Below are 21977 nucleotides of genomic sequence, written 5' to 3' on the forward strand. Positions count from 1 at the left end.
ATCACTCTTCAATGCGTAATCCGTAGGTTTTAAACTTCTCCAGCACGATGGCGATCGCCTCGTCATCCAGCACGGGGACCGGGTCGGTAATCGCCAGGGTGCTGAGATAGAGCTGGGCCAGGACTTCCACTTCATGCGCCAGCCAGAGCGCTTTCTCCAGGCTGGCCTCGCAGGCGATCAGGCCATGATGCTGCAGCAGCGTGGCTTTGCGGTGCTTCAGCGCCACCGCGACATGCTCAGACAGTTCGCGGGTGCCGAAGGTGGCATAGGGCGCGCAGGGGATCGAATTCCCGCCGGCGGCGGCGATCATATAGTGGATGGCCGGAATGGGTCGGTTGAGGATCGACACCGCCGTACAATGGACTGCGTGATTGTGAACTACCGCCTGGGCATCGGGCCGCGTCTGGTAGGCCGCCTGATGGAAACGCCATTCGCTGGAAGGCAGTTTTCCCTGCTCATGCTGACCGTCGGCATCAATAAAGACGATCTTGTCTTCCGTCAGTTTTTCATACGGGATGCCGGTGGGCGTGATCAGCATCCCCCCCTGATAGCGTACGCTGACATTGCCGGCGGTCCCCTGATTTAACCCCAGGCGGGTCATTTCCAGGCAGGTATCGATAATCTGCCGGGCCAGTCTGTTTCTTTCCATTGTTTTCCTCTTTTAGCGACTCATCATCCGTCAACGGCAGGGCAACATAATTATTGTTGGCGACCGTGGGATAGGTTGAATAATGATCTCCATCTTCAGCCTGAATAATCGCAGGGGAATTTCCATCGCTATATTTTGTGAACCACGTCAATTATTCCATCATAAAAAAAGGGATGTAACTGGTTAAGCGGATGTTGAAAATGCCCGTTCTTAAAAATATTTCTTCAAGCGGGCATTTTATTTTTCTGTAACATTTGCCCGTTTTCCACGATATATATTCAATCGGTCATTGGCGTTGTGGTTTTGTGAATTTATTTCCTCAAACGGTCAGTCATTTTGAAAAATTAAAGTGACAATTATCACATAAAATGGTCCACAGAGCGTTAAGTGTGACCCTCATCATATTAACAGGCGGTTTTTATTTGAAAATGAAGCCATGAGTTCCGCCGTGACTTTCATTTCACTCACCGGCGCGTCACCTGAGCTCACTTAATTTTGCGGTCTGCTGCAGCACCAGACTGCGCCCTGAATGCTGTTGTAAATGCTTCTGAACTGATGAGGACGCTATGGGAAACACAACGATACCAACGCAAAGTTACCGCGCCATGGAGAGCGGGCAAAGTAAGAGCTACATTATTCCTTTTGCTCTGCTGTGCTCCCTCTTTTTTCTGTGGGCCGTGGCCAATAATCTCAATGATATTTTATTACCGCAGTTTCAACAGGCCTTTACCCTGACTAATTTTCAGGCCGGATTAATCCAGTCGGCTTTTTATTTTGGCTATTTTATTATTCCCATCCCCGCCGGGATGCTGATGAAAAAACTCAGCTATAAAGCCGGCATTCTTACGGGTCTGTTTTTATATGCTTGTGGCGCCGCGCTGTTCTGGCCTGCCGCCGAAGTAATGAATTACACCTTATTCCTGATTGGGTTATTTATTATCGCCGCCGGGCTTGGCTGTCTGGAAACTGCGGCCAACCCATTTGTCACCGTCCTCGGTCCGGAAAGCGGCGGTCACTTCCGCCTGAATCTGGCCCAGACCTTTAACTCATTTGGCGCCATTATTGCCGTGGTATTTGGCCAGAGCCTTATTTTGTCCAACGTCCCGCATCAGCCGCAGGAGGTGCTGGATAAAATGACGCCAGAGCAGCTCGGCGCCTGGAAGCACAGCCTGGTCCTGTCGGTACAAACCCCCTATATGATTATCGTGGCCATCGTGCTGCTGGTCGCCCTGCTGATCGTCTGTACCCGTTTCCCGTCGCTGCAAAGCGATGACCACAGCGACAGCGCGCAGAGCACGTTTCTCGCCTCGCTGTCGCGCCTGATGCGCATCCGCCACTGGCGCTGGGCGGTACTGGCTCAGTTCTGCTATGTCGGTGCGCAAACCGCCTGCTGGAGCTATCTGATTCGCTACGCTGTCGAAGAGATCCCGGGCATGACGGCCGGTTTCGCCGCCAACTACCTGACCGGCACCATGGTCTGTTTCTTTATTGGCCGTTTCACCGGCACCTGGCTGATCCGCCGCTTCGCGCCGCATAACGTGCTCGCTATCTATGCGCTTATCGCCATGCTGCTCTGTCTGCTCTCCGCCTTCAGCGGCGGCCACGTCGGTCTGCTGGCCCTGACCCTGTGCAGCGCCTTTATGTCCATTCAGTACCCGACCATCTTCTCGTTGGGGATTAAGCACCTGGGCCAGGACACCAAATATGGCTCGTCATTTATCGTCATGACCATCATCGGCGGCGGGATCGTCACCCCGGTAATGGGCTTTGTCAGCGACGCCGCCGGCAATATCCCGACCGCCGAACTGGTTCCGGCGCTGTGCTTCGCCATCATCTTTATTTTTGCCCGTTTCCGCTCGCAAGCGGCGACGAACTAAACCTGTTATCCGCATAACCTGAGGGATCTGTAATGAAAAAAATCAGCTTACCGAAGATCGGTATCCGCCCGGTAATCGATGGTCGTCGCATGGGGGTTCGCGAATCGCTGGAAGCGCAAACCATGAACATGGCGAAAGCCACCGCCGCGCTTATCAGTGAGAAGCTGCGCCATGCCTGCGGCGCCCGGGTGGAGTGCGTGATCGCCGATACCTGCATCGCCGGCATGGCCGAGTCGGCCGCCTGTGAAGAGAAATTCAGCAGCCAGAACGTTGGCGTCACCATCACCGTCACCCCCTGCTGGTGCTACGGCAGCGAAACCATCGATATGGATCCGCTGCGCCCGAAGGCCATCTGGGGCTTCAACGGCACCGAGCGTCCGGGAGCGGTCTATCTGGCCGCGGCGCTGGCGGCCCACAGCCAGAAAGGGATCCCGGCGTTCTCCATCTACGGGCATGATGTGCAGGATGCCGATGACACCTCGATCCCGGCGGATGTCGAAGAAAAATTGTTGCGCTTCGCTCGCGCTGGCCTGGCGGTCGCCAGTATGAAAGGGAAAAGTTATCTGTCGCTGGGCGGCGTCTCAATGGGCATCGCCGGCTCCATCGTCGACCACAACTTCTTTGAATCCTGGCTCGGGATGAAGGTTCAGGCTGTCGACATGACGGAGCTGCGCCGGCGAATCGATCAGAAAATCTATGATGAAATCGAGCTGGAGATGGCGCTGGCGTGGGCGGATAAACATTTCCGCTACGGCGAAGATCAGAACGCCGAGCAGTATAAGCGCAATGAGGCGCAGAGCCGCGCGGTGCTGAAAGAGAGCCTGCTGATGGCGATGTGCATCCGCGACATGATGCAGGGCAACGCGAAGCTGGCGGAAAAAGGGCTGGTGGAGGAGTCGCTGGGCTACAACGCCATCGCCGCCGGCTTCCAGGGCCAGCGTCACTGGACCGATCAATACCCCAATGGCGATACCGCCGAAGCGCTGCTCAATAGCTCCTTTGACTGGAACGGCGTGCGCGAGCCGTTCGTCGTCGCCACCGAAAACGACAGCCTCAACGGCGTGGCCATGCTGATGGGCCACCAGCTCACCGGCACCGCCCAGGTGTTTGCCGACGTGCGCACCTACTGGTCGCCGGAGGCCGTAGAGCGCGTCACCGGGCAGCCGCTCACCGGCCGGGCGGAGCACGGCATCATTCACCTGATTAACTCCGGCTCCGCGGCGCTGGACGGCTCCTGCCAGCAGCGCGACGCGCAGGGCAACCCAACGATGAAACCTCACTGGGAGATTGAGCAGAACGAGGCGGATGCCTGCCTCGCGGCCACCGAATGGTGCCCGGCGATCCATGAATACTTCCGCGGCGGCGGCTTCTCTTCCCGCTTCCTGACCGAAGGCGGCGTGCCGTTCACCATGACCCGGGTGAACATCATCAAAGGCCTGGGACCGGTACTGCAAATCGCCGAAGGCTGGAGCGTGGCGCTGCCCAAAGCGATGCACGACCAGCTCGACGCCCGCACCAACTCCACCTGGCCCACCACCTGGTTTGCCCCGCGCCTGACCGGCAAAGGCCCGTTCAGCGATGTGTACTCGGTCATGGCTAACTGGGGCGCCAACCACGGCGTGCTGACCATCGGCCATGTCGGCGCGGATTTCATTACCCTCGCCGCCATGCTGCGTATTCCGGTCTGCATGCACAACGTGGAAGCGGCGAAAATCTACCGCCCCTCCGCCTGGGCCGCGCACGGTATGGACATCGAAGGCCAGGACTACCGCGCCTGCCAGAACTACGGGCCGCTGTATAAGCGTTAACAGGTTGGTTTCGCCCGGAGGCGCAGGCTTACCGGGCCTACAGACGCGCGCTGTTTGTAGGCCGGATAAGCGCCGCGCCATCCGGCGATGTTGTTTCGGGAGTCACTATGAAGCAAGACGTAATCCTGGTCCTCGACTGCGGCGCCACGAACGTGCGGGCGATGGCCGTTGACCGACAGGGGAACATTATCGCCCGCGCCGCAACGGCGAACGCCAGCGACATTGCGGCGGAAAAAAGCGACTGGCACCAGTGGTCGCTGGAGGCCATTATGCAGCGCTTTGCCGACTGCTGTCGGCAGATCCATGAACAGCTGGCCTCCTGCACGGTGCGCGGCATCACCGTCACGACCTTTGGCGTCGATGGCGCGCTGGTGGATGAGCAGGGTGCGCTGCTGTATCCGATAATCAGCTGGAAATGCCCGCGCACCGCGGCGGTAATGGACACCATCAGCCGGTATATGTCCGCGCGCCAGCTGCAGCAAATCGCCGGCGTCGGCGCCTTTGCATTCAACACCCTGTATAAGCTGATCTGGCTGAAAGAGAACCACCCGCAGCTGCTGGCGCAGGCCCATGCCTGGCTGTTTATTTCGTCGCTGATCAACCATCGGCTGACCGGGGAGTTCACCACCGACCTCACCATGGCGGGCACCAGCCAGATGCTCGATCTCCGGCAGCGCGATTTCAGCGCGCCGATCCTGCAGGCGACCGGCCTGCCGCGCCGCCTGTTCCCGCAGCTGGTTGAAGCAGGCCAGCCGATCGGCGCCCTGCTGCCGGAGGCCGCTGCGCTGCTGGGCCTTCCCGTCGGGGTCCCGGTTATCTCGGCCGGGCACGACACCCAGTTCGCCCTGTTTGGCGCCGGCGCCGGGCAGGATGAGCCGGTGCTCTCCTCAGGGACCTGGGAGATCCTGATGGTGCGCAGCGCGCAGGTCGACACCTCGCTGCTCTGCGACTACAGCGGCTCCACCTGCGAGCTGGACAGCCAGCCGGGACGCTATAACCCGGGGATGCAGTGGCTGGCCTCCGGCGTGCTCGAGTGGGTGCGCAAGCTACTGTGGAACACTGACACGCCGTGGCAAACGCTGATTGACGAAGCGCAGGCGATCCCGCCCGGTGCCCAGGGCGTCAGAATGCAGTGCGACCTGCTCGCCAGCCAGCACGCCGGCTGGCAGGGCGTCACGCTCAACACCACCCGCGGCCATTTTTACCGCGCCGCGCTGGAGGGGTTAAGCGACCAGCTGGCGAAGCATCTGCAAACCCTGGAAAACATCGGCCGCTTCCGGGCGCAAGAGCTGCTGCTGGTCGGCGGCGGCAGCCGCAACGCGCTGTGGAACCAGATCAAGGCTGACCGGCTGGGAATACCGATCAAAGTTCTCGACGATGCCGAAACCACGGTGGCCGGCGCGGCGATGTTTGGCTGGTATGGCGTGGGCGAGTTCTCTTCCCCGGAACAGGCCAGAGCGCAGGTCGCGTACCGCTACCGCTATTTTTGGCCGCAAACTGAACCTGAATTAACAGAGGAAGCCTGAGATGCTCAAAACCATTTCCCCGCTGATATCGCCGGAACTGCTGAAAGTGCTGGCCGAAATGGGCCATGGGGATGAAATTATTTTTTCCGATGCCCACTTCCCGGCGCACAGCATGGGTCCGCAGGTGATTCGGGCCGACGGCCTGCGGGTCAGCGATCTGCTGCAGGCGATTATCCCGTTGTTCGAGTTAGACAGCTATGCGCCGCCGCTGGTGATGATGGCCGCCGTCGAAGGCGATGCGCTCGACCCGACGGTGGAACAGCGCTATCGGCAGGCGCTTTCGGCGCAGGCCCCCTGCCCGGATATCGTGCGGATTGACCGCTTTGCCTTCTACGACCGGGCGCAAAAAGCCTTTGCGATCGTTATCACAGGAGAGTGCGCTAAGTACGGAAATATCCTTTTAAAAAAAGGAGTCACGCCGTAATCTCATGCCGGAGCGTCTGCCTGATGCAGACGCTCAATCAATGATGGGGTGAGAATAAATGAAAGCGGCCCGCCAGCAGGCGATCGTCGATCTCCTGATCAACCACAGCAGCCTGACCACCGAAACGTTGTCAAAACAGCTCAACGTCAGCAGGGAAACCATTCGCCGCGATCTCAGCGAGCTGCAGGCGCAGGGCAAAGTGCTGCGCAACCACGGCCGGGCTAAAGTGATCCACCAGCGCAGCCAGGACAGCGGCGACCCTTTTCACATGCGGCTGAAAAGCCATTACGCGCATAAAGCCGATATCGCCCGCGAAGCGCTGGCCTGGATTGACGAAGGGATGGTCATCGCCCTCGATGCCAGCTCCACCTGCTGGTATCTCGCCCGCCAGCTGCCGGACCGCCCGCTGCACGTCTTTACCAACAGCCAGCCCATCTGTCAGGAGCTGGCTAAACGCGACCAGATCATGCTCACCTGCTCCGGCGGTACTCTGCAGCGGAAATATGGCTGCTACGTTAACCCGGCGCTGATTTCCCAGCTGAAATCGCTGGAGATCGATCTGTTTATTTTTTCCTGCGAAGGCATCGACCCGCAGGGCGCGCTGTGGGACTCCAATGCCTTCAATGCCGACTTCAAATCGATCCTGCTTAAGCGGGCGGCGCAGTCGCTGCTGCTGATCGACAAAAGCAAGTTCAACCGCTCCGGCGAAGCGAGGATTGGTCATCTGGATGAGGTGACGCATATTGTGTCGGATGCGCCGCAGCCTTAAGCATGCGGCGAAGGCCAGAGGACATGCGCGTCTCTGGCCTCAGGGTGAGTGATTAACGCTCGTCGCGACGTCCGCCAACGGCGGCCCACAGGCGACGCACGTGAACGGTCACCTCTTCACGATCGTGATACAGCTGACGCGCCTGGATCTGGGCGTTAACGCCGTGCTCGTCCAGTTGGGCCTGAATGTAGGCCAGATTCTGCGACACCTCTTCATAGCGCTTTTTCATCGGCAGCTTGAGGTTGAAGATGGTCTCCCGGCACCAGCCGTTGACCAGCCACTGCGCCATCAGCGCCGCCACTTTCGCTGGCTTTTCCACCATATCGCAGACCATCCACGAGATGTTATTGCGGTTAGGACGATAGCGGAAACCGTCTTCACGCAGCCAGGTCACCTGGCCGGTATCCATCAGGCTCTGGGCCATCGGGCCGTTATCGACCGAAGAGACCCACATGTTGCGTTTCACCAGCTGATAGGTCCAGCCGCCCGGGCAGGCGCCGAGGTCAACGGCATACATGCCGTTTGCCAGGCGCTCGTCCCACTCGTCCGCCGGAATAAAGACGTGGAACGCCTCTTCCAGCTTGAGGGTGGAGCGGCTCGGCGCGTCGGACGGAAACTTCAGCCGCGGAATGCCCATATAGAACGGCGAGTTATTGTTACTGTACGAGTAGCCGGTATAGCAGCAGCCCGGGGCGATAAAGAACACATGCACCACCGGACGCTTCGGCGTTTCATAGCTGGTCAGGACGCCCGCTTCGCGCAGCGCCGCGCGCAGCGGCACGGTAAACTTGCGGCAGAACTTCATCAGCTCTTTGCTTTCGTTGGTGTCCGCCACCTCGACGCGCAGATCGCCGCCCTTCTCCACCACGCCCTGCAGCATGCCGACGATCGGCGTAATGCGATCCTCCGGCGGCAGGTCGCGCAGCAGTTCGCCCACCACAAACATCTGGCGGGCGAAGATCAGCGAGCTGAACGGCAGATCGCGCACCAGCTTCTCGCCATCATCCTGCTGATAGCCTTCAAAAATCACATAGCCAGAGTCTTCTTTGACCCGGGCAAAACCAAACACCTCGAGGCGGGCTGCCTTATCGGTAATTTCTGCTGCGCACTCTTTCTCAAACCCAGGGCGACAATAGAGGACAACCTTATTCATGAACAACGCCCTTACGTTTCAGACGAATTGCACCAATTAACATTAACACCCAGCCGGCGAGGAAGCTCACGCCGCCCACCGGGGTCACGAACGCCCACAGGCGTAAATGAGAGAGCGCCAGGCAGTAGAGGCTGCCGCTGAACAGCACGGTCCCTAACGCCAGAAAAACGCTGCTCCAGTAGAACCAGATACTGATCCGACGCTGCATCGCCACCGCCAGACCAAAAATCGCCAGGGTATGGAAGGCCTGATACTCCAGGCCGGTATGGATCCAGGCCATCTCCGCCGCGCCGAGCGATTGACTTAAGACATGCGCGCCGAAGGCACCCAGAGCCACAAAGATAAAGCCGCTAATCGCGGCGAATATCAGCATAAAACGGCTGGTCATGTTGTTACCCTACAAGTAATTATTGTTCATAACGAAAGCGGAATTTTTCTTGTTCACTTGCCGCTTTCGCCAGAATCCACTGCCGGAAAGCGGCTATTTTACCCAGTTCTGCCTGACTGTCATGGCAAACAAGGTAAAACGCATTCTTACTGACCAGAACATCATTAAATGGACACACCAGGCGACCGGCTTCAATTTCGGACTGCGCCATGACATTGTTGGCCAGCGCCACGCCCTGCCCGTGAATGGCCGCCTGCAGCACCATCGCGCTGTGGCTGAAAATCGGCCCCTGCTGCACATTAATATGGCTTAGACCAAGCTGGCGGGTATAAGTTTGCCAGTCGCGGCGGGACGCATCGTGAAGCAGCGTATGTTGCGCCAGATCGGCAGGCGTTTTCAATGCTTTATCGCCGGTGAGCAGCAGCGGGGAACAGACCGGCAGCAGATATTCGGCGTACAGTTTTTCCACACGCAGGCCCGGCCAGTTGCCGCGACCGTAAAAAATCGCCACATCGACATCGTCCGCCAGCTTATCCTCCTGACGGTCCACCGCCTGGATCCTGACGTCGATTCCCGGATAAGCTGAGTTAAAGCTTGTCAGTCTCGGCACCAGCCACTGGATGGCGAAACTTGGCAATAAACTGACCGTTAATGCCCCTTTGGCGCTGCGCGCCTGCAGTTTACGCGTCGCTTCCGTCAGTTGCGAAAAAATCTCTTTAATATCCTGAAAATAGCTCTGCCCTTCTTCCGTTAACAGCAGCGAACGATTGCGCCGACGGAACAGCTTAAGGCCCAGAAAATCCTCGAGAGACTTGATTTGGTGGCTGACTGCGGCCTGCGTCACAAAAAGCTCATCGGCTGCCCGAGTGAAGCTGAGATGGCGTGCGGCTGCATCAAAAACACGTAATGCATTCAGAGGAGGTAATCGCTTCGACATGGTTATTCTGGCTTAGATGTTAACTCAATTTAACAAATAGGAAACAATGGTTAACCTATTAGTTTTTTTTATCTGAGCCATTATAAATTGTCCGTTGAGGTTCTACCAGCAAATACCTATAGTGGCGGCACTTCCTGAGCCGGAACGAAAAGCTTTTTTTGGAATGCGTGTTCCAACAAGCTTTTGGCTTACGGTTGTGATGTTGTGTTGTTGTGTTTGCAATTGGTCTGTCTTTGCAGACCCCGGTAGCAAGGCTACCCCTTTTCACTTCCTGTACATTTACCCTGTCTGTCCATAGTGATTTAATGTAGCACCGCAACGCGCGGTGCTTTTTTTTGCCTTTTTACTGCCTTACTCGTCCAGCTCACCCAGCTGTTTCACGTCAGAGCGATTGATCTGCTGTTTGTTGCCCCACGCGTCCTTATACGAGATCATGCCAGTATCATTATCGGTTTGCGGTTTCCCGTCGGTAACGATGGTCCGCCCATCATTGGTATGCATCACATAGTTAGAGGAACAGGCGCTCAGGCCTAAAGTCAGCATACAGGCAGAGATAATCGCAGCGGCCTTAGTCATTTTCATTTTTCTCTCCTTACGGCTATTTATACTATTCGTGACTCGTTAAGTAATAGGTTAAAACACAAACCCAACACTTTTCAGCATAACCCTCTTTGACCCACGTGGAGTCACATTCGGACAATTCCACAGAGCGCAGAGGCCTTGTCACGCCCGACAAATTGCGCGACGATCGCGGTATTGATACGAGGAATTCCATGAACGCATTCAACCCTGCGCACTTTCGCGCGCAGTTTCCGGCTCTGGCCGATGCCGGCGTCTATCTCGACAGCGCGGCGACGGCGCTCAAACCGCAGGCGGTGATCGACGCCAGCGACCAGTTTTATCGCCTGAGCGCCGGCAACGTCCACCGCAGTCAATTCGCCGCCGCCCAGCGGCTGACCGAGCGCTATGAGGCGGCCCGCGAGCGCGTGGCGGCGTGGCTGAACGCCCCCTCCGGCAAAGATATCGTCTGGACGCGGGGGACCACCGAGGCCATCAATATGGTGGCGCAGAGCTACGTCCGGCCGCGCCTGCAGCCTGGCGATGAAATTCTCGTTAGCGAAGCCGAGCATCATGCCAACCTCGTGCCCTGGCTTATGGTGGCCGGGCAAACCGGCGCCAGAGTGGTCAAGCTGCCGCTCGGCGCCGACCGCCTGCCGGATATCGCCAGCCTCAGCGCGCTCATCACCCCGCGCAGCCGGGTGCTGGCCATCGGCCAGATGTCCAACGTCACCGGCGGCTGCCCGGACCTGGCTCAGGCCATCCGCCTTGCTCACGCCGCCGGGATGGTGGTGATGGTCGACGGCGCGCAGGGGGCGGTGCATTTCCCCGCGGACGTGCAGGCGCTGGATATCGATTTTTACGCCTTTTCCGGCCATAAGCTGTATGGCCCGACCGGGATCGGCGCCCTGTACGGCAAAAGCGAACTGCTGGCGGCGATGTCGCCCTGGCTCGGCGGCGGGAAGATGATCGCCGAGGTCAGCTTTGACGGCTTTACGCCACAGCCGGCGCCCTATGGCCTTGAGGCCGGTACGCCCAATGTCGCCGGGGTTATCGGCCTCAGCGCCGCGCTGGAGTGGCTGGCACAGAGCGATATCGGCCAGGCGGAAAACTGGAGCCGCAGCCTGGCGAGCCTGGCGGAAGAGGCGCTGGCGAAACGGCCGGGCTTCCGCTCTTTCCGCTGCCAGCAGTCAAGCCTGCTCGCCTTTGAGTTCGACGGTATTCATCACAGCGATCTGGTGACGCTGCTGGCCGAGTCCGGCATTGCCCTGCGCGCCGGGCAGCACTGCGCCCAGCCGCTGCTGGCGGCTTTAGGAGTCAGCGGCACGCTGCGGGCCTCTTTCGCCCCCTACAATACCCAAGACGATGTTGCAGCGCTGGTCCACGCGGTGGATCGCGCCCTGGAAATTTTGGTGGATTAATGACGACCCTGCACCCCTTCGGCACGACCATTACCGACGCCACGCTGCGCCAGACCTTCGCCCCGCTGAACCAGTGGGAGGATAAATATCGGCAGCTGATTTTGTTAGGCAAAAAGCTGCCGACGCTGACCGACGAGCACAAAGCGCAGGCCCATGAGATTGCCGGGTGTGAGAACCGCGTCTGGCTGGGCTATGAGGAGGACGCCGAGGGCAGGCTGCACTTCTTTGGCGACAGCGAAGGAAGGATTGTGCGCGGTCTGCTGGCGGTACTTTTAACCGCCGTGGAAGGCAAAAGCGCCGCTGAGCTGCTGGCACAGGATCCGCTGGCGCTGTTCGACGAGCTGGGGCTGCGCGGCCAGCTCAGCGCCTCACGCAGCCAGGGCCTCAGCGCCCTGAGCGAGGCGGTGCTCGCCGCCGCCCGCGAGGTTGGGGTTTAAGCTCATCCCGGGGGCGGCGTTTGACGCGCCTTGCCCGGGCTACGGGCTCGTGCAGTTTTGTCGCCCGGACAGGTGCGCAGCGCCGCCTCCGGGGAATTGTCCTGTAGACCGGGTAAGGCGCCTGCGCCGCGACCCGGGAGTTTACGTCGTCTGCCGCTCCGCCTTCGCCAGCATTTTCTTCAGCGCATGGGAGACGGCGACAAAACCAAAGGTCGCGGTCACCATCGTCGCGGCGCCAAAGCCGGATGCGCAGTCCATCCGCTTCGGCCCTTCCGCCGTACTCTTCATCGCGCAGACACTGCCGTCCGCCTGCGGGTAGACCAGCGCTTCCGTAGAGAATACGCAGTCCACGCCGAGCTTGCCTTTACTGTTTTTCACCACCCCAAACTGGCTTTTCAGACGCTCGCGCAGTTTAGCCGCCAGCGGATCCTGGATGGTCTTCGCCAGGTCAGCGACCTGGATCTGCGTTGGGTCAATCTGGCCGCCTGCCCCGCCGGTGGTGACCAGCGGCACTTTGTAGCGGCGGCACCAGGCAATAAGCGCCGCTTTTGGCCGGACGCTATCGATGGCGTCGATGACATAGCTGAAGCCGGTGCCCAGGTATTCGGCCACGTTTTCCGGGGTTACGAAATCATCCACCACCGTCACCCGACACTCCGGGTTGATCAGGCGAATACGTTCCGCCATCACCTCCGCTTTCGCCAGCCCGACGTTGCCGCTGAGGGCGTGGATCTGGCGGTTGGTATTGGTAACGCAGACATCGTCCATATCGATAAGGGTGATCGCCCCGATGCCGGTCCGCGCCAGCGCTTCCGCCGCCCACGAGCCGACCCCGCCGATCCCGACCACGCAGACGTGGGCGTCGGCAAAACATTGCAGCGCTTTTTCACCATATAAACGTGCCGTACCGCCAAAACGCTGGCGCCAGGCATCGCTGATTACAACAGACATAGAACCTCAGAACAAAATGACAGCGCCCGGAGGCCGCCGCAAACGGCGTCATCCGGGCGCCCTGGTCAACAGGCACGGCCAGGGGTGTTAGCCGCTAAAAACATTTCCCGCGCCTGGCGCGTTTTTCAGCACCCATACGCGGCCGTAGTGGTTATACCAGCCGGCACGGTGGCCAGCGTCAGGCCCAATGCCCTGATAGATGTCGAAATGCTGGCCTTTGATGGCCCCGCCAACGTCGAGGGCGACCATCAGACGCAGTTCGTACTGGCCGTTAAACTTGCCGTTATTATCCAGCAGAGGTACCTCGGCCAGCAAGGTGGTTCCCGGCGGAATAATCGACCGGTCGGAGGCCACCGAGGCGCGGCCGATCAGCGGCACGGCGCTGGCGCCTTTCACCGGCGCGAAAGACTGTGGTTTAAAGAACACGAACGACGGGTTCTGCTCCAGCAGCTCGCGCACTTCCGCTTCGCTGTGCTTTTCACCCCACTCGCGGATCGCCTGCATCGACATATCTTCTTTCTTCACTTCCCCGCGGTCGATCAGCACTTTGCCGATGCTGCGATAGGGCCAGCCGTTTTTCCCGGCATAGCTAAAGAAGTTGAGCGGCGAACCGTCGCCAAAATCGATATAGCCGCTGCCCTGCACGTCCATGATGAAGTTATCCATCAGCGAATTGCTGTACGCCAGCACATAGTTGTCGCTCAGCGCGCCGGCATAAATGCTGGCGCGGGACGGCAGCTTGCCGCGCTTCGGCGGCATCCGGTAAATGGGGTACTGGAATTCACCCTGACGGGTGTGGCGCGCCTGCACCACCGGCGTGTAGTAGCCGGTAAACTGGACGTTGCCATAGTTGTCGACGCCCTGCATCTGCCAGGCGTCGATGCCAAACTGGCGCAGCGTGCGGGTGTCGCCGCCGGCGCGCAGCCACTCCTGCAGCGCGTTATAGACGTTGCTCTGGCTGTTATAGAGGCGCGGAGAGGCGTTACGAATTTGATTAACCTGCTCGGAGAAGTCGCCGGCGTTGATCGGCGCCCCGACGGCATCCGGCTGGTTTACCAGTGAAAACGGCTGGGTGAACTTGCCATCGCTATATTGCTGACCGCGGTCGGTCGGTTTTGAGGAACAGGCGGCGAGCATAGCCAGCATTGCCCCCGTCGCTACGTATTTTGCCCAACGTCCTTTCATGGTGTCTCATCTTTTGCTGCGAAGCCTTAGTGCGTGTTGAAGATAACAAAGCGCCAGAGCTATTGAAATGCGCGATCTCATCGATGGCACAGATTTGTGTAAAAAAACGCCACAACGTGGCGTTTTATAAGCCAATTCTTACAAAAATGTCGATTTGGTCGAAAAAAGGTTGCATCATCTCGCTAGCGGAGTATAGTGCGCTTCCACGGACGCGGGGTGGAGCAGCCTGGTAGCTCGTCGGGCTCATAACCCGAAGGTCGTCGGTTCAAATCCGGCCCCCGCAACCAATTAAAATTTGATGAAGTAAAGCAGTACGGTGACGCGGGGTGGAGCAGCCTGGTAGCTCGTCGGGCTCATAACCCGAAGGTCGTCGGTTCAAATCCGGCCCCCGCAACCAATTAAAATTTGATGAAGTAAAGCAGTACGGTGACGCGGGGTGGAGCAGCCTGGTAGCTCGTCGGGCTCATAACCCGAAGGTCGTCGGTTCAAATCCGGCCCCCGCAACCAATCAAATTTGACAACGTGAAGCAGTACGGTGACGCGGGGTGGAGCAGCCTGGTAGCTCGTCGGGCTCATAACCCGAAGGTCGTCGGTTCAAATCCGGCCCCCGCAACCAACATCATAAACACCCTCAAGGGTGTTTTTTTGTTTCTGCCGCCGGCAACACCTCTGCCGAAAACGGGAACGGCCATTGCCACCCCCATCTCCTGCTTACCCCTTAGGTAACACAATATTGCTGGCCGCCAGCATGCCCATGCGATGGTACATCGCACAGGCCGCCTCGACGATCGGCATCGCCAGCGCCGCGCCGCTGCCTTCCCCCAGCCGCATACCCATATTGAGATACGGTTCGAGTCCGAGGTGCGCCAGCGCGATACGCGCCCCCTTCTCCGCCGAATAGTGGGACGGGATCAGATACGGTTTTACCGCCGGCGCTATCCGGCACGCCGCCAGCGCCGCCGCGTAAGAAAGAAAGCCATCCAGCACCACCGGCAGCCCGCAGGACGCCGCCCCCAGCATGACGCCGGTCATCCCCAGCAGATCAAATCCACCGACTTTGCTCAGCACGTCGAGGCCATCCTTCGGGTCGGGCTGATTAAGGGCGATAGCCCGCCGCACGACCTCCACCTTGTTGCCAACCTTCGCCAGCGGCAAATTGGCGCCAATCCCGACCACCTCCTGCGCATCGCTGCCGGTCAGGACGCTGACCATCGCCGCCGCCGGCGTGGTATTGGCCATCCCCAGTTCGCCGACGCCAAACAGAGTCACGCCCTCCTGCGCCAGCGCGCGGGTGTAGCGCATCACCTCCAGCAGCAGCTCCTGCCCCTGCTCGCGGCGCATGGCCGGGCCGCGGGCAATATTGCCGCAGCCCCGCGCCATCCGCATATTCACCACGCCGGGCAGCGGTTCGCTATCGATCCCGACATCAATCACGTGCACTTGCGCCCCGGCCTGGGCGGCGAGCACGCAGACGCCGGTGGTGCCGCGGGTCATATTGGCGGCCTGGATGGCCGTGACCGCCTTCGGCGAAATCGCCACCCCTTCGTCCCACACCCCATGGTCGGCGCACATCACCAACAGGGCCTTTTTCGCCACCTGCGGCTGGCCGCCCAGGCCGGGCATTCCCGCCAGCTGCACCGCCAGCGCCTCCAGACGCCCGAGGCTGCCGGGGGGCTTGAGTAAGCCGTCAATGTGTTGCTGTGCCCGCGCCATGGCGTCGGCGTCCGGCGCGGGGATCGCCCGCAGTACCTCGTTTACGCTTTGCATACAGAATCCCTGCCAGGGCTGGCCCGGTCGGCCAGCGATTGAGTTATTTGATTTTGACGCCGATGCCGGAGACCACCAGCCAGACCGCATCCGCCGCAGCCGCCAGGCGCTGATTGACCCGCCCGGCGATATCACGAAAATGCCGCGCCAGGCGGTTCTCCGGCACAATGCCCATCCCCACCTCGTTGGTCACCAGCACGACGTGCGCCGGGCAGCGCTGACAGGCGGCAATCAGCACGCCAATTTCGTCATCAATAGCCCGCTCCATGGCGGCGTAATCCCAGACGTCGGGGTCGCTGTCGCCGCCGAGCGCGAACAGCAGGTTGGTGACCATGGTGGTAATGCATTCCAGCAAAATCGCCTCCTCTGGGGCGGTATCCGGGGTGATCAGTTCATCAAGCTGCTGCCAGCGCTCGGCGGTGCGCCAGTGGGCGGGCCTGCCGTCGCGATGATGCTGGATCCTTGCGGCCATCTCGTCGTCAAATATTTGCGAGGTGGCGATATATAAAACCTGCGGCGCATCGGCAATCAGCGCCTCGGCATGGCGGCTTTTGCCGCTGCGCGCGCCGCCGGTCACTAAAGTCAGCATAGGGGCTCCTGATGTTGGCGCATGATGGCGTAAATTTTATCGATGGCGATATGTTCGCGCATGGCATCGGCCAGCAGGTCAAACTGGCGGGTTTTATAGCGGGCATACTCAAGGGCGCTGTCCAGCGGCGCCAGCCCTTTGCGCTGACGCAGGCCGTTGAGCAGCGCCCGGGTAAAGGCATCGTTGTCGAACAGGCCGTGCAGATAGGTGCCAAACGCCAGGCCGTCGTCGCTGACCGCGCCGTCTGCCACTGACTGTCCCGCTTTATGCAGCTGCAGCAGCGGCGCGCAGCCTGCCTCACGGCGCGTCTCGCCCATATGAATTTCGTAGCCACTGACCCGCAGCCCCGCCGCGTCGGCTAACCAATCCGGGAGGTTAGCCTCCAGGGTCGCCTGCACCTGAGTGGTGGTTTTGCGCTGGGCGAAGTGGGTCACGGTCTTCAGCACCCCCAGTCCGGGCTGGGTGCCAAGGCCAGACTCCACCTCATCGATAATGGTATCGCCGAGCATCTGATAGCCGCCGCAGATCCCCAGCAGCGGCACCTTGCGCAGCCGGGCCTGCTCGACCGCGTGCGCCATGCCGCTTTCACGCAGCCAGCACAGATCGCCGAGGGTATTTTTACTGCCCGGGAGAATGACCAGGTCGACGTCGGCCAGCGCCTGCGGGTCGCGGACATAGCGCACCCGGACGTCAGGCTGCGCCGCCAGGGCGTTAAAGTCGGTAAAATTGGCGATATGCGGCAGGTGAACGACGGCGATGTCGATATCGCGCCGGTCGGTGCGGTGGTATTTCCCGGCCTGCAGCGCGACGCCGTCCTCATCCTCAAGGTCAACTTCAAGCCACGGCATAACGCCCAGCACCGGCACGCCGGTCAACGCCTCGATCTGCTCGATCCCCGAGCGCAGGAGCGCCACATCGCCGCGGAATTTATTGATAATCACGCCTTTCACCCGCGCTCGCTCCTCGGGCTGCAGCAGCGCCAGCGTGCCGTAAATCGCGGCAAATACCCCGCCGCGGTCGATGTCGGCCACCAGGATCACCGGGCACTGCGCCATTTCGGCCATGCCCATATTGACGATATCGCGGTCGCGCAGGTTAATTTCCGCCGGGCTGCCGGCCCCTTCCAGCACCAGCGCCTCATACTCCCCGACCAGGCTCTGGTAGACCGCGAGGATCTGCTCGCGCAGGCGTGGCTTGTACTGGTGATAGCTCACCGCGTCCATGCTGGTCGCCACCTCCCCCATCAGCACCACCTGCGCCTGACGGTCGCTGGTGGGCTTGAGCAAAATCGGATTCATGCGGACATCCGGGGCGATCCCGGCTGCTTCGGCCTGGAAAATCTGCGCCCGGCCCATCTCTTTGCCATCCGGCGTAATGCCGGAGTTCAGCGCCATATTCTGTGATTTAAACGGCGCGGTGCGCAGTCCATCCTGATAAAAAATGCGGCACAGTCCCGCCACCAGCACGCTTTTCCCGACGTCGGAAGCGGTGCCCTGTAACATAATCGCCAGCGTCATGACGCCTCCTTAATCGCGCCTATCGCATCGTTGCGCATCCGCTGAAAAAACTCCGCTTCGGTTTTACACAGCGGCAGCCCCAGTTCGCTATGAAGTTTCACCAGCCACGGCTGGGTCAATCCCGCCCGGGCCATGGTCTCCGCGCAGGCAAACACCTCGCCGGGCTCCCCTTCGGCCAGCACTTCGCCGTGCCGCAGAACGTAAACGGCGTCGCTCACCTCATAGATCAGATCGATATCGTGGCTGGAGATCACTACGCGCCGCCCCTGCCCGACAATGCGCCGGATGATGGCGATCATCTGCGCGCGCCCGCGGGGATCGAGGCCCGCGGTGGGCTCGTCAAGCAGCAGGTAGCGCGCCTGCAGCACCAGCGCCCCGGCGATCGCCACCCGTTTTTTCTGCCCATGACTGAGGCACTGGATCGGCTGCTGGCGAAATCCCTGGGCATCGACGAGGGTCAGCGCCTCATCCACCCGGCGGGCGATCTCCTCTTCCGCCACCCCGAGGTTACGCAGACTAAAAGCGATATCGCTGTCGATATCGGTATAGAAGATTTGCTGGTCCGGATCCTGAAACACCGTCGCCACCTGCTGGCGCAACGCCAGCAGGCCGCGCTTGCTGTAGTCCAGCGGTTTTCCCTGCCATAGCACCGCCCCGCTCTGCGGGCGCAGCAGGCCGCTCAGGTTCATAAACAGCGTCGACTTTCCGCAGCCGTTGGCCCCCACCAGGCCGGTCACCGCATGGCGGGAAAAATCCAGCGTCAGCCCTTTAAGCACCGGCTCATCCTGATAGCGAAACCAGAGATCGGTTGTGGCAAGCATACTTATCCTTAGAGGTGAAAATCACCCTGGTACAATTTGATATCCAGCGCCGTGCTCATCTGTTGATAGCGCAGGAGGACGCGGGTGAACAGCAGTCCCACCAGCATCGCCAGCGAGCGATAGCCCTGCGGCACGCTACCATAGCCAAAACGCAGGGTTTGCGCGCGGTGAATCGCCATCGCCTCGTCCAACAGAATAAAAATGAAGCGCCAGGTCAGCAGGATCTGCTCCGTCAGCAGTCGCGGTACACGACCGCGCTTGAGTAAAATAATCAACTGCGGGAAAGGCAGATTGAGCACCAGCCAGAGCGTCGCCGCCATCGCCGCCAGGCTGCGCCAGAAAGTCTCCCCGGCCACGGCCAGCCCCTGGGCGGAAATCCCTATCGAGAAAGCGCCCAGCCGAAAGCTCGCTAACAGCATCTGCGGGTCGCGGCTGACGCTGAACAGAATGGTCAGCACGCCGACCAGCAAAAAGCCAAAGGGCAGCGCCATCCAGCGGCACCAGCGCAAGAATGAGACCCGTAGCAGCCAGCAGGTCAGCGCGGCGGTTAACGCCAGCGTCAGCGCCTGGCCCCATGCCGGAAGCGTAAAGGCCAGCGCCATCAGCAGCAGCCAGAGCAGAAACTTCCGCTCTGGCGCCACCTGCAGCCAGCGGCTCTGGTAGCTGAGTCGGTCAAACCCGGTCATCACGGCGCTGTCTGCCCCTCGCATATCCGAGAATGTAAAAAATCACCGCCGCGCCCAGCGAGCCCTGCAGGGTAAACAGCAGGCTCTCAATCTCTCCGCTCGCCGGTTCATATAGCGGCTGGAACCAGGGTTGATAATCCGGCGCCACCGCCTGGATCTGGCTCTCCGCTTCGCCGTCCGAGCCGCCAAACTCGCCGCCGTGGTTAATAAAAAATGGCAGGATCATCAGGGCGACCACCATCGCCAACAGGATCAGGGTCTTTTTCATATTAATGTCCCTCCGCGGCGATCAGTCGCCGTTTGGTTAGCTGATCGTAGATCATCACGGTGAGCAACCCTTCCGCGATGGCGATCGGGATCTGCGTCAGGCAGAAGATGCCCATAAACTTGGCGATCGATCCACCTGCTCCGGTTGCCGGATCGGGAAAGGCCACCCCGAGCTGGACGGAGGTGACAAAGTAGGTCATCAGATCCGCCAGCATGGCGCAGAGAAAGACCCCGACATCGCGACGGATCCCCGCCCGACAGGCCAGCTTCCACACCAGATAGCCGACCATCGGACCGATCACCGCCATCGACATCCCGTTGGCGCCAAGGGTGGTCAGGCCGCCATGCGCCAGCAGCAGCGCCTGGAACAGCAGAACGATCGCCCCCAACACCGCCACTACGCCCGGCCCGAAGAGGATCACCGCCAGACCAACGCCGGTGGGATGCGAGCAGCTGCCGGTCACCGACGGGATCTTCAGCGCCGAAAGAACAAAAATAAACGCCCCGCAGAGAGCCAGCAGCACCTTCTGATTGCTCTCTTCCTGGACGATACGCCGCAGGCGCACCAGGCCGTACCACAGGCAGGGTAAAAACAGCAGCCACCACGCCAGCGCCCACATCGGCGGCAAAAAGCCCTCCATGATATGCATGGCGAACGCCTCCTGCGGGACGATGATCAGCAGAACAGCAGCCGCCAGCCCCCCATACGAAAGCTGCTTCAGCGATTGCACCTGATTCATTACGCCTCCTCCCACTGTTTGTTAACCAGGATGGTCGAGAAATAGGGCAGCGGCTGATCATCGCTGACCTCGCGCAGGCTGCGCCAGCACTGCTCACCCGGCAGGGTGGCCTCTGACATCATCAGCGCCGCATCCAGCAGCCCCGCCTGCGCCAGCAGCGCCTTAATGCGGGCGAAGCGGCCGTAGACTTTCATCAGAACCAGACTGTCATGCTGGCGCAGCGCCGCGGCAATGTCCGCCTCCGGCGCGGTGCAGGAGATCACCGCCAGCGACTGCTGCTCCATGGCCAGCGGGGTTTTCGCCCGCGCAGCAATGGCGGCGAAGGAGGTAACGCCAGGGACAATCTCCAGCCAGTCCGGGCAGCCAATCCGCTGCAGCAGAAAGACCCAGGTGCTGAACAGCATGGCATCGCCGAGGGTGATAAATCCGACCTGCCTGCCCGCCGCCACTTCCTGGGCCAGCGCCGCGGCGACATCGTTCCACACCGCCTCTTTTTCCGCGCTGTCGGCGCTCATCGGAAAATGGCGGCAGCGGACCTCCGTGTGTGCGCCAAGGTACTCACGCACGATGGAGAGGGCCAGGCTGTCGCCGCCTTTGCGACCGGCTGGCGCATACAGCACATCCAGCTGGCCGAGGATCCGCGCCGCACGCACAGTGATCAGATCGGCCGCCCCCGGCCCGGTGCTCAGGGCGTACAGTTTGCCGCTCATGCTGCTTTCTCCATCGCGTTATTCAGCGCCTGCTGCAGATGGGCGACGAACATCGCCCGCACCGCCGGATTTTCCCCTAACCCGCTCAGCCACGGCGTGGCCGTGATACCGGCGGCGTTGAACAGCGTTTTCCAGGAGTCCTCTTCGTCCGAGGCCATATCGTTAATGGCGTGATCGCCGGCCACCAGCATCAGCGGCATCAGGTGCACGCCGGTCACGCCCTGGCGAGCGAGTTCGTTAATCACGATGTCCACTTCGGGATAGCTTTCCACCGCCCCCACCCGCGCCGGAAAACCCTGCACCGCCATCATATGATCCAGACAGGCGTAGGCCGCGAAGGCGTGGTGGCTGGCGCCATGCCCCATAAATACCACTCGCTCCGTCGCCGCCAGCGGCGGCATCTGCTGGCGCAGGGCCTGCATTAGCTGCACGTAATCGCCATGACCGCTCAACAGCGGCGCGCCCAGCGTCAGACGCTGAAAGCGCGGGCGCATGCTCTGCACTTCGCGAACGATCTTCTCGTACTCGTCGCCGTTGATAATGTGCAGGGACTGGATCGCCACATCCTGGTACCCCTGCTCGGCCAGCTTTTGCAGGGCCTGCAGCGGGGTATCGATATGGATGCCATCGCGCTGCTGCAGTTTGCGAATAATCATCCCCGAGGTGAAGGCGCGAAACAGCGTGCGGTCCGGGCAGCTGGCGGCCAGATCGCGCTCGCAGGCAGCGATGTTCTTCTCGCGGGTGTCGTGATAGCTGGTGCCAAAGCTCACCACCAGAAGTGCTTTTTTCATATCCTG

At 60.4% G+C, this 21977-nt stretch carries 23 protein-coding genes and 4 tRNA genes; 11 read left to right on the plus strand and 16 right to left on the minus strand.

All coding sequences use genetic code 11. From position 1 onward, the window contains the following. Position 1: 1 nt before the first annotated feature. A complete protein-coding gene (gene fucA / locus CE636_RS10035; RefSeq protein ID WP_002915470.1) occupies positions 2-649 on the minus strand; it encodes an L-fuculose-phosphate aldolase in 648 nt (215 codons plus the stop codon). A 566-nt stretch (positions 650-1215) separates the two neighbouring features. Here fucA and fucP point away from each other — a divergent pair. From fucP to fucR, 5 genes are all read left to right on the plus strand, one after another. Continuing rightward, positions 1216-2526 carry an L-fucose:H+ symporter permease gene (gene fucP / locus CE636_RS10040; RefSeq protein ID WP_004205525.1) on the plus strand — a complete coding sequence of 437 codons (1311 nt, stop codon included), beginning with the start codon at positions 1216-1218 and terminating at the stop codon, positions 2524-2526. A 32-nt stretch (positions 2527-2558) separates the two neighbouring features. Continuing rightward, entirely contained in the window at positions 2559-4334 is a 1776-nt protein-coding gene (fucI, locus tag CE636_RS10045) for an L-fucose isomerase (RefSeq protein WP_004205524.1), read from the plus strand. 107 nt (positions 4335-4441) lie between these two features. Then, on the plus strand, positions 4442-5860 hold the full coding sequence (gene fucK, locus CE636_RS10050) for an L-fuculokinase (protein ID WP_004205522.1): 1419 nt from the start codon (positions 4442-4444) through the stop codon (positions 5858-5860). 1 nt (position 5861) lies between these two features. Continuing rightward, positions 5862-6284, plus strand: coding sequence for an L-fucose mutarotase (fucU, locus tag CE636_RS10055; RefSeq protein WP_017899197.1), 423 nt, complete (start codon positions 5862-5864; stop codon positions 6282-6284). A gap of 58 nt (positions 6285-6342) precedes the next feature. After that, the gene (gene fucR / locus CE636_RS10060; RefSeq protein ID WP_004205519.1) at positions 6343-7053 is read left to right on the plus strand and encodes an L-fucose operon activator; all 711 of its coding nucleotides are present in this window, start codon (positions 6343-6345) and stop codon (positions 7051-7053) included. 52 nt (positions 7054-7105) lie between these two features. On the opposite strand, the gene rlmM is transcribed toward fucR, so the two are convergent. The 4 genes from rlmM to CE636_RS10080 form a co-directional block, all read right to left on the minus strand. Further along, entirely contained in the window at positions 7106-8206 is a 1101-nt protein-coding gene (gene rlmM, locus CE636_RS10065; protein WP_004205518.1) for a 23S rRNA (cytidine(2498)-2'-O)-methyltransferase RlmM, read from the minus strand. Then, complete coding sequence (locus CE636_RS10070) at positions 8199-8594, minus strand: DUF423 domain-containing protein (protein ID WP_002915543.1); 396 nt, start codon at positions 8592-8594, stop codon at positions 8199-8201. The genes rlmM and CE636_RS10070 overlap by 8 nt, the downstream gene beginning before the upstream one ends. A 19-nt stretch (positions 8595-8613) precedes the next feature. Continuing rightward, positions 8614-9531, minus strand: a complete 918-nt coding sequence (gene gcvA, locus CE636_RS10075; protein ID WP_002915545.1) for a glycine cleavage system transcriptional regulator GcvA — start codon at positions 9529-9531, stop codon at positions 8614-8616. A 351-nt stretch (positions 9532-9882) separates the two neighbouring features. Next, positions 9883-10107: a YgdI/YgdR family lipoprotein gene (locus CE636_RS10080; RefSeq protein WP_002915549.1), complete on the minus strand. Its 225-nt coding sequence runs from the start codon at positions 10105-10107 to the stop codon at positions 9883-9885. A gap of 197 nt (positions 10108-10304) precedes the next feature. On the opposite strand from CE636_RS10080, the gene csdA reads away from it, so the two are divergent. Together csdA and csdE are read left to right on the plus strand one after the other, a co-directional pair. Then, on the plus strand, positions 10305-11510 hold the full coding sequence (csdA, locus tag CE636_RS10085) for a cysteine desulfurase CsdA (RefSeq protein WP_004205516.1): 1206 nt from the start codon (positions 10305-10307) through the stop codon (positions 11508-11510). Then, positions 11510-11947 carry a cysteine desulfurase sulfur acceptor subunit CsdE gene (csdE, locus tag CE636_RS10090; protein ID WP_017899198.1) on the plus strand — a complete coding sequence of 146 codons (438 nt, stop codon included), beginning with the start codon at positions 11510-11512 and terminating at the stop codon, positions 11945-11947. Before csdA ends, csdE begins: the two co-directional genes overlap by 1 nt. 141 nt (positions 11948-12088) lie before the next feature. Here the strand turns inward: csdE and tcdA are convergent, their stop codons facing one another. Together tcdA and mltA are read right to left on the minus strand one after the other, a co-directional pair. Next, positions 12089-12898 (minus strand): tRNA cyclic N6-threonylcarbamoyladenosine(37) synthase TcdA, encoded by an 810-nt coding sequence (gene tcdA / locus CE636_RS10095; protein WP_017899199.1) that lies wholly within the window; start codon positions 12896-12898, stop codon positions 12089-12091. An 87-nt stretch (positions 12899-12985) separates the two neighbouring features. Then, positions 12986-14083, minus strand: a complete 1098-nt coding sequence (mltA, locus tag CE636_RS10100) for a murein transglycosylase A (protein WP_002915579.1) — start codon at positions 14081-14083, stop codon at positions 12986-12988. Between the two features lie 210 nt (positions 14084-14293). On the opposite strand from mltA, the gene CE636_RS10105 reads away from it, so the two are divergent. From CE636_RS10105 to CE636_RS10120, 4 genes are all read left to right on the plus strand, one after another. Next, positions 14294-14370 (plus strand) — tRNA-Met (locus CE636_RS10105). 33 nt (positions 14371-14403) lie between these two features. Then, positions 14404-14480, plus strand: a tRNA-Met gene (locus CE636_RS10110). Between the two features lie 33 nt (positions 14481-14513). After that, positions 14514-14590: transfer RNA gene (locus CE636_RS10115), tRNA-Met, on the plus strand. A gap of 32 nt (positions 14591-14622) precedes the next feature. Continuing rightward, positions 14623-14699 (plus strand) — tRNA-Met (locus CE636_RS10120). Between the two features lie 95 nt (positions 14700-14794). On the opposite strand, the gene cobT is transcribed toward CE636_RS10120, so the two are convergent. From cobT to cbiK, 9 genes are read right to left on the minus strand one after another with little or no spacing between them, the layout of a single operon-like run. After that, positions 14795-15850: a nicotinate-nucleotide--dimethylbenzimidazole phosphoribosyltransferase gene (cobT, locus tag CE636_RS10125; protein WP_017899200.1), complete on the minus strand. Its 1056-nt coding sequence runs from the start codon at positions 15848-15850 to the stop codon at positions 14795-14797. Positions 15851-15893: 43 nt separating this feature from the next. After that, the gene (cobU, locus tag CE636_RS10130) at positions 15894-16439 is read right to left on the minus strand and encodes a bifunctional adenosylcobinamide kinase/adenosylcobinamide-phosphate guanylyltransferase (protein ID WP_017899201.1); all 546 of its coding nucleotides are present in this window, start codon (positions 16437-16439) and stop codon (positions 15894-15896) included. Beyond that, positions 16433-17956 carry a cobyric acid synthase gene (locus CE636_RS10135; RefSeq protein ID WP_017899202.1) on the minus strand — a complete coding sequence of 508 codons (1524 nt, stop codon included), beginning with the start codon at positions 17954-17956 and terminating at the stop codon, positions 16433-16435. The genes cobU and CE636_RS10135 overlap by 7 nt, the downstream gene beginning before the upstream one ends. Beyond that, positions 17953-18777, minus strand: coding sequence for an energy-coupling factor ABC transporter ATP-binding protein (locus CE636_RS10140; RefSeq protein ID WP_017899203.1), 825 nt, complete (start codon positions 18775-18777; stop codon positions 17953-17955). Before CE636_RS10140 ends, CE636_RS10135 begins: the two co-directional genes overlap by 4 nt. Positions 18778-18785: 8 nt before the next feature. After that, the gene (locus CE636_RS10145) at positions 18786-19463 is read right to left on the minus strand and encodes an energy-coupling factor ABC transporter transmembrane protein (RefSeq protein ID WP_017899204.1); all 678 of its coding nucleotides are present in this window, start codon (positions 19461-19463) and stop codon (positions 18786-18788) included. Then, complete coding sequence (locus CE636_RS10150) at positions 19450-19731, minus strand: energy-coupling factor ABC transporter substrate-binding protein (protein ID WP_004205507.1); 282 nt, start codon at positions 19729-19731, stop codon at positions 19450-19452. Before CE636_RS10150 ends, CE636_RS10145 begins: the two co-directional genes overlap by 14 nt. A 1-nt stretch (position 19732) precedes the next feature. Next, complete coding sequence (cbiM, locus tag CE636_RS10155) at positions 19733-20470, minus strand: cobalt ECF transporter S component CbiM (RefSeq protein WP_004205506.1); 738 nt, start codon at positions 20468-20470, stop codon at positions 19733-19735. Continuing rightward, positions 20470-21180 (minus strand): cobalt-factor II C(20)-methyltransferase, encoded by a 711-nt coding sequence (locus CE636_RS10160; protein ID WP_004205505.1) that lies wholly within the window; start codon positions 21178-21180, stop codon positions 20470-20472. The genes cbiM and CE636_RS10160 overlap by 1 nt, the downstream gene beginning before the upstream one ends. After that, on the minus strand, positions 21177-21971 hold the full coding sequence (gene cbiK, locus CE636_RS10165) for a sirohydrochlorin cobaltochelatase (protein WP_017899205.1): 795 nt from the start codon (positions 21969-21971) through the stop codon (positions 21177-21179). The genes CE636_RS10160 and cbiK overlap by 4 nt, the downstream gene beginning before the upstream one ends. Positions 21972-21977: the final 6 nt, after the last annotated feature.

This window comes from Klebsiella sp. LY (genome assembly GCF_004010915.1).
GTDB lineage: Bacteria > Pseudomonadota > Gammaproteobacteria > Enterobacterales > Enterobacteriaceae > Klebsiella > Klebsiella quasipneumoniae.

Excerpts from the sequence above, each read along its gene's own strand:
- CE636_RS10080 (WP_002915549.1), bottom strand. The coding sequence starts at position 10,107 with ATGACTAAGGCCGCTGCGATTATCTCTGCCTGTATGCTGACTTTAGGC.
- fucK (WP_004205522.1), top strand. The coding sequence starts at position 4,442 with ATGAAGCAAGACGTAATCCTGGTCCTCGACTGCGGCGCCACGAACGTG.
- cobT (WP_017899200.1), bottom strand. The coding sequence starts at position 15,850 with ATGCAAAGCGTAAACGAGGTACTGCGGGCGATCCCCGCGCCGGACGCC.
- fucI (WP_004205524.1), top strand. The coding sequence starts at position 2,559 with ATGAAAAAAATCAGCTTACCGAAGATCGGTATCCGCCCGGTAATCGAT.
- CE636_RS10140 (WP_017899203.1), bottom strand. The coding sequence starts at position 18,777 with ATGCTTGCCACAACCGATCTCTGGTTTCGCTATCAGGATGAGCCGGTG.
- CE636_RS10135 (WP_017899202.1), bottom strand. The coding sequence starts at position 17,956 with ATGACGCTGGCGATTATGTTACAGGGCACCGCTTCCGACGTCGGGAAA.
- CE636_RS10160 (WP_004205505.1), bottom strand. The coding sequence starts at position 21,180 with ATGAGCGGCAAACTGTACGCCCTGAGCACCGGGCCGGGGGCGGCCGAT.
- fucP (WP_004205525.1), top strand. The coding sequence starts at position 1,216 with ATGGGAAACACAACGATACCAACGCAAAGTTACCGCGCCATGGAGAGC.
- fucR (WP_004205519.1), top strand. The coding sequence starts at position 6,343 with ATGAAAGCGGCCCGCCAGCAGGCGATCGTCGATCTCCTGATCAACCAC.
- fucA (WP_002915470.1), bottom strand. The coding sequence starts at position 649 with ATGGAAAGAAACAGACTGGCCCGGCAGATTATCGATACCTGCCTGGAA.
- CE636_RS10070 (WP_002915543.1), bottom strand. The coding sequence starts at position 8,594 with ATGACCAGCCGTTTTATGCTGATATTCGCCGCGATTAGCGGCTTTATC.
- csdA (WP_004205516.1), top strand. The coding sequence starts at position 10,305 with ATGAACGCATTCAACCCTGCGCACTTTCGCGCGCAGTTTCCGGCTCTG.
- rlmM (WP_004205518.1), bottom strand. The coding sequence starts at position 8,206 with ATGAATAAGGTTGTCCTCTATTGTCGCCCTGGGTTTGAGAAAGAGTGC.
- tcdA (WP_017899199.1), bottom strand. The coding sequence starts at position 12,898 with ATGTCTGTTGTAATCAGCGATGCCTGGCGCCAGCGTTTTGGCGGTACG.
- cbiK (WP_017899205.1), bottom strand. The coding sequence starts at position 21,971 with ATGAAAAAAGCACTTCTGGTGGTGAGCTTTGGCACCAGCTATCACGAC.
- mltA (WP_002915579.1), bottom strand. The coding sequence starts at position 14,083 with ATGAAAGGACGTTGGGCAAAATACGTAGCGACGGGGGCAATGCTGGCT.
- cobU (WP_017899201.1), bottom strand. The coding sequence starts at position 16,439 with ATGCTGACTTTAGTGACCGGCGGCGCGCGCAGCGGCAAAAGCCGCCAT.
- csdE (WP_017899198.1), top strand. The coding sequence starts at position 11,510 with ATGACGACCCTGCACCCCTTCGGCACGACCATTACCGACGCCACGCTG.
- gcvA (WP_002915545.1), bottom strand. The coding sequence starts at position 9,531 with ATGTCGAAGCGATTACCTCCTCTGAATGCATTACGTGTTTTTGATGCA.
- CE636_RS10145 (WP_017899204.1), bottom strand. The coding sequence starts at position 19,463 with ATGACCGGGTTTGACCGACTCAGCTACCAGAGCCGCTGGCTGCAGGTG.
- CE636_RS10150 (WP_004205507.1), bottom strand. The coding sequence starts at position 19,731 with ATGAAAAAGACCCTGATCCTGTTGGCGATGGTGGTCGCCCTGATGATC.
- fucU (WP_017899197.1), top strand. The coding sequence starts at position 5,862 with ATGCTCAAAACCATTTCCCCGCTGATATCGCCGGAACTGCTGAAAGTG.
- cbiM (WP_004205506.1), bottom strand. The coding sequence starts at position 20,470 with ATGAATCAGGTGCAATCGCTGAAGCAGCTTTCGTATGGGGGGCTGGCG.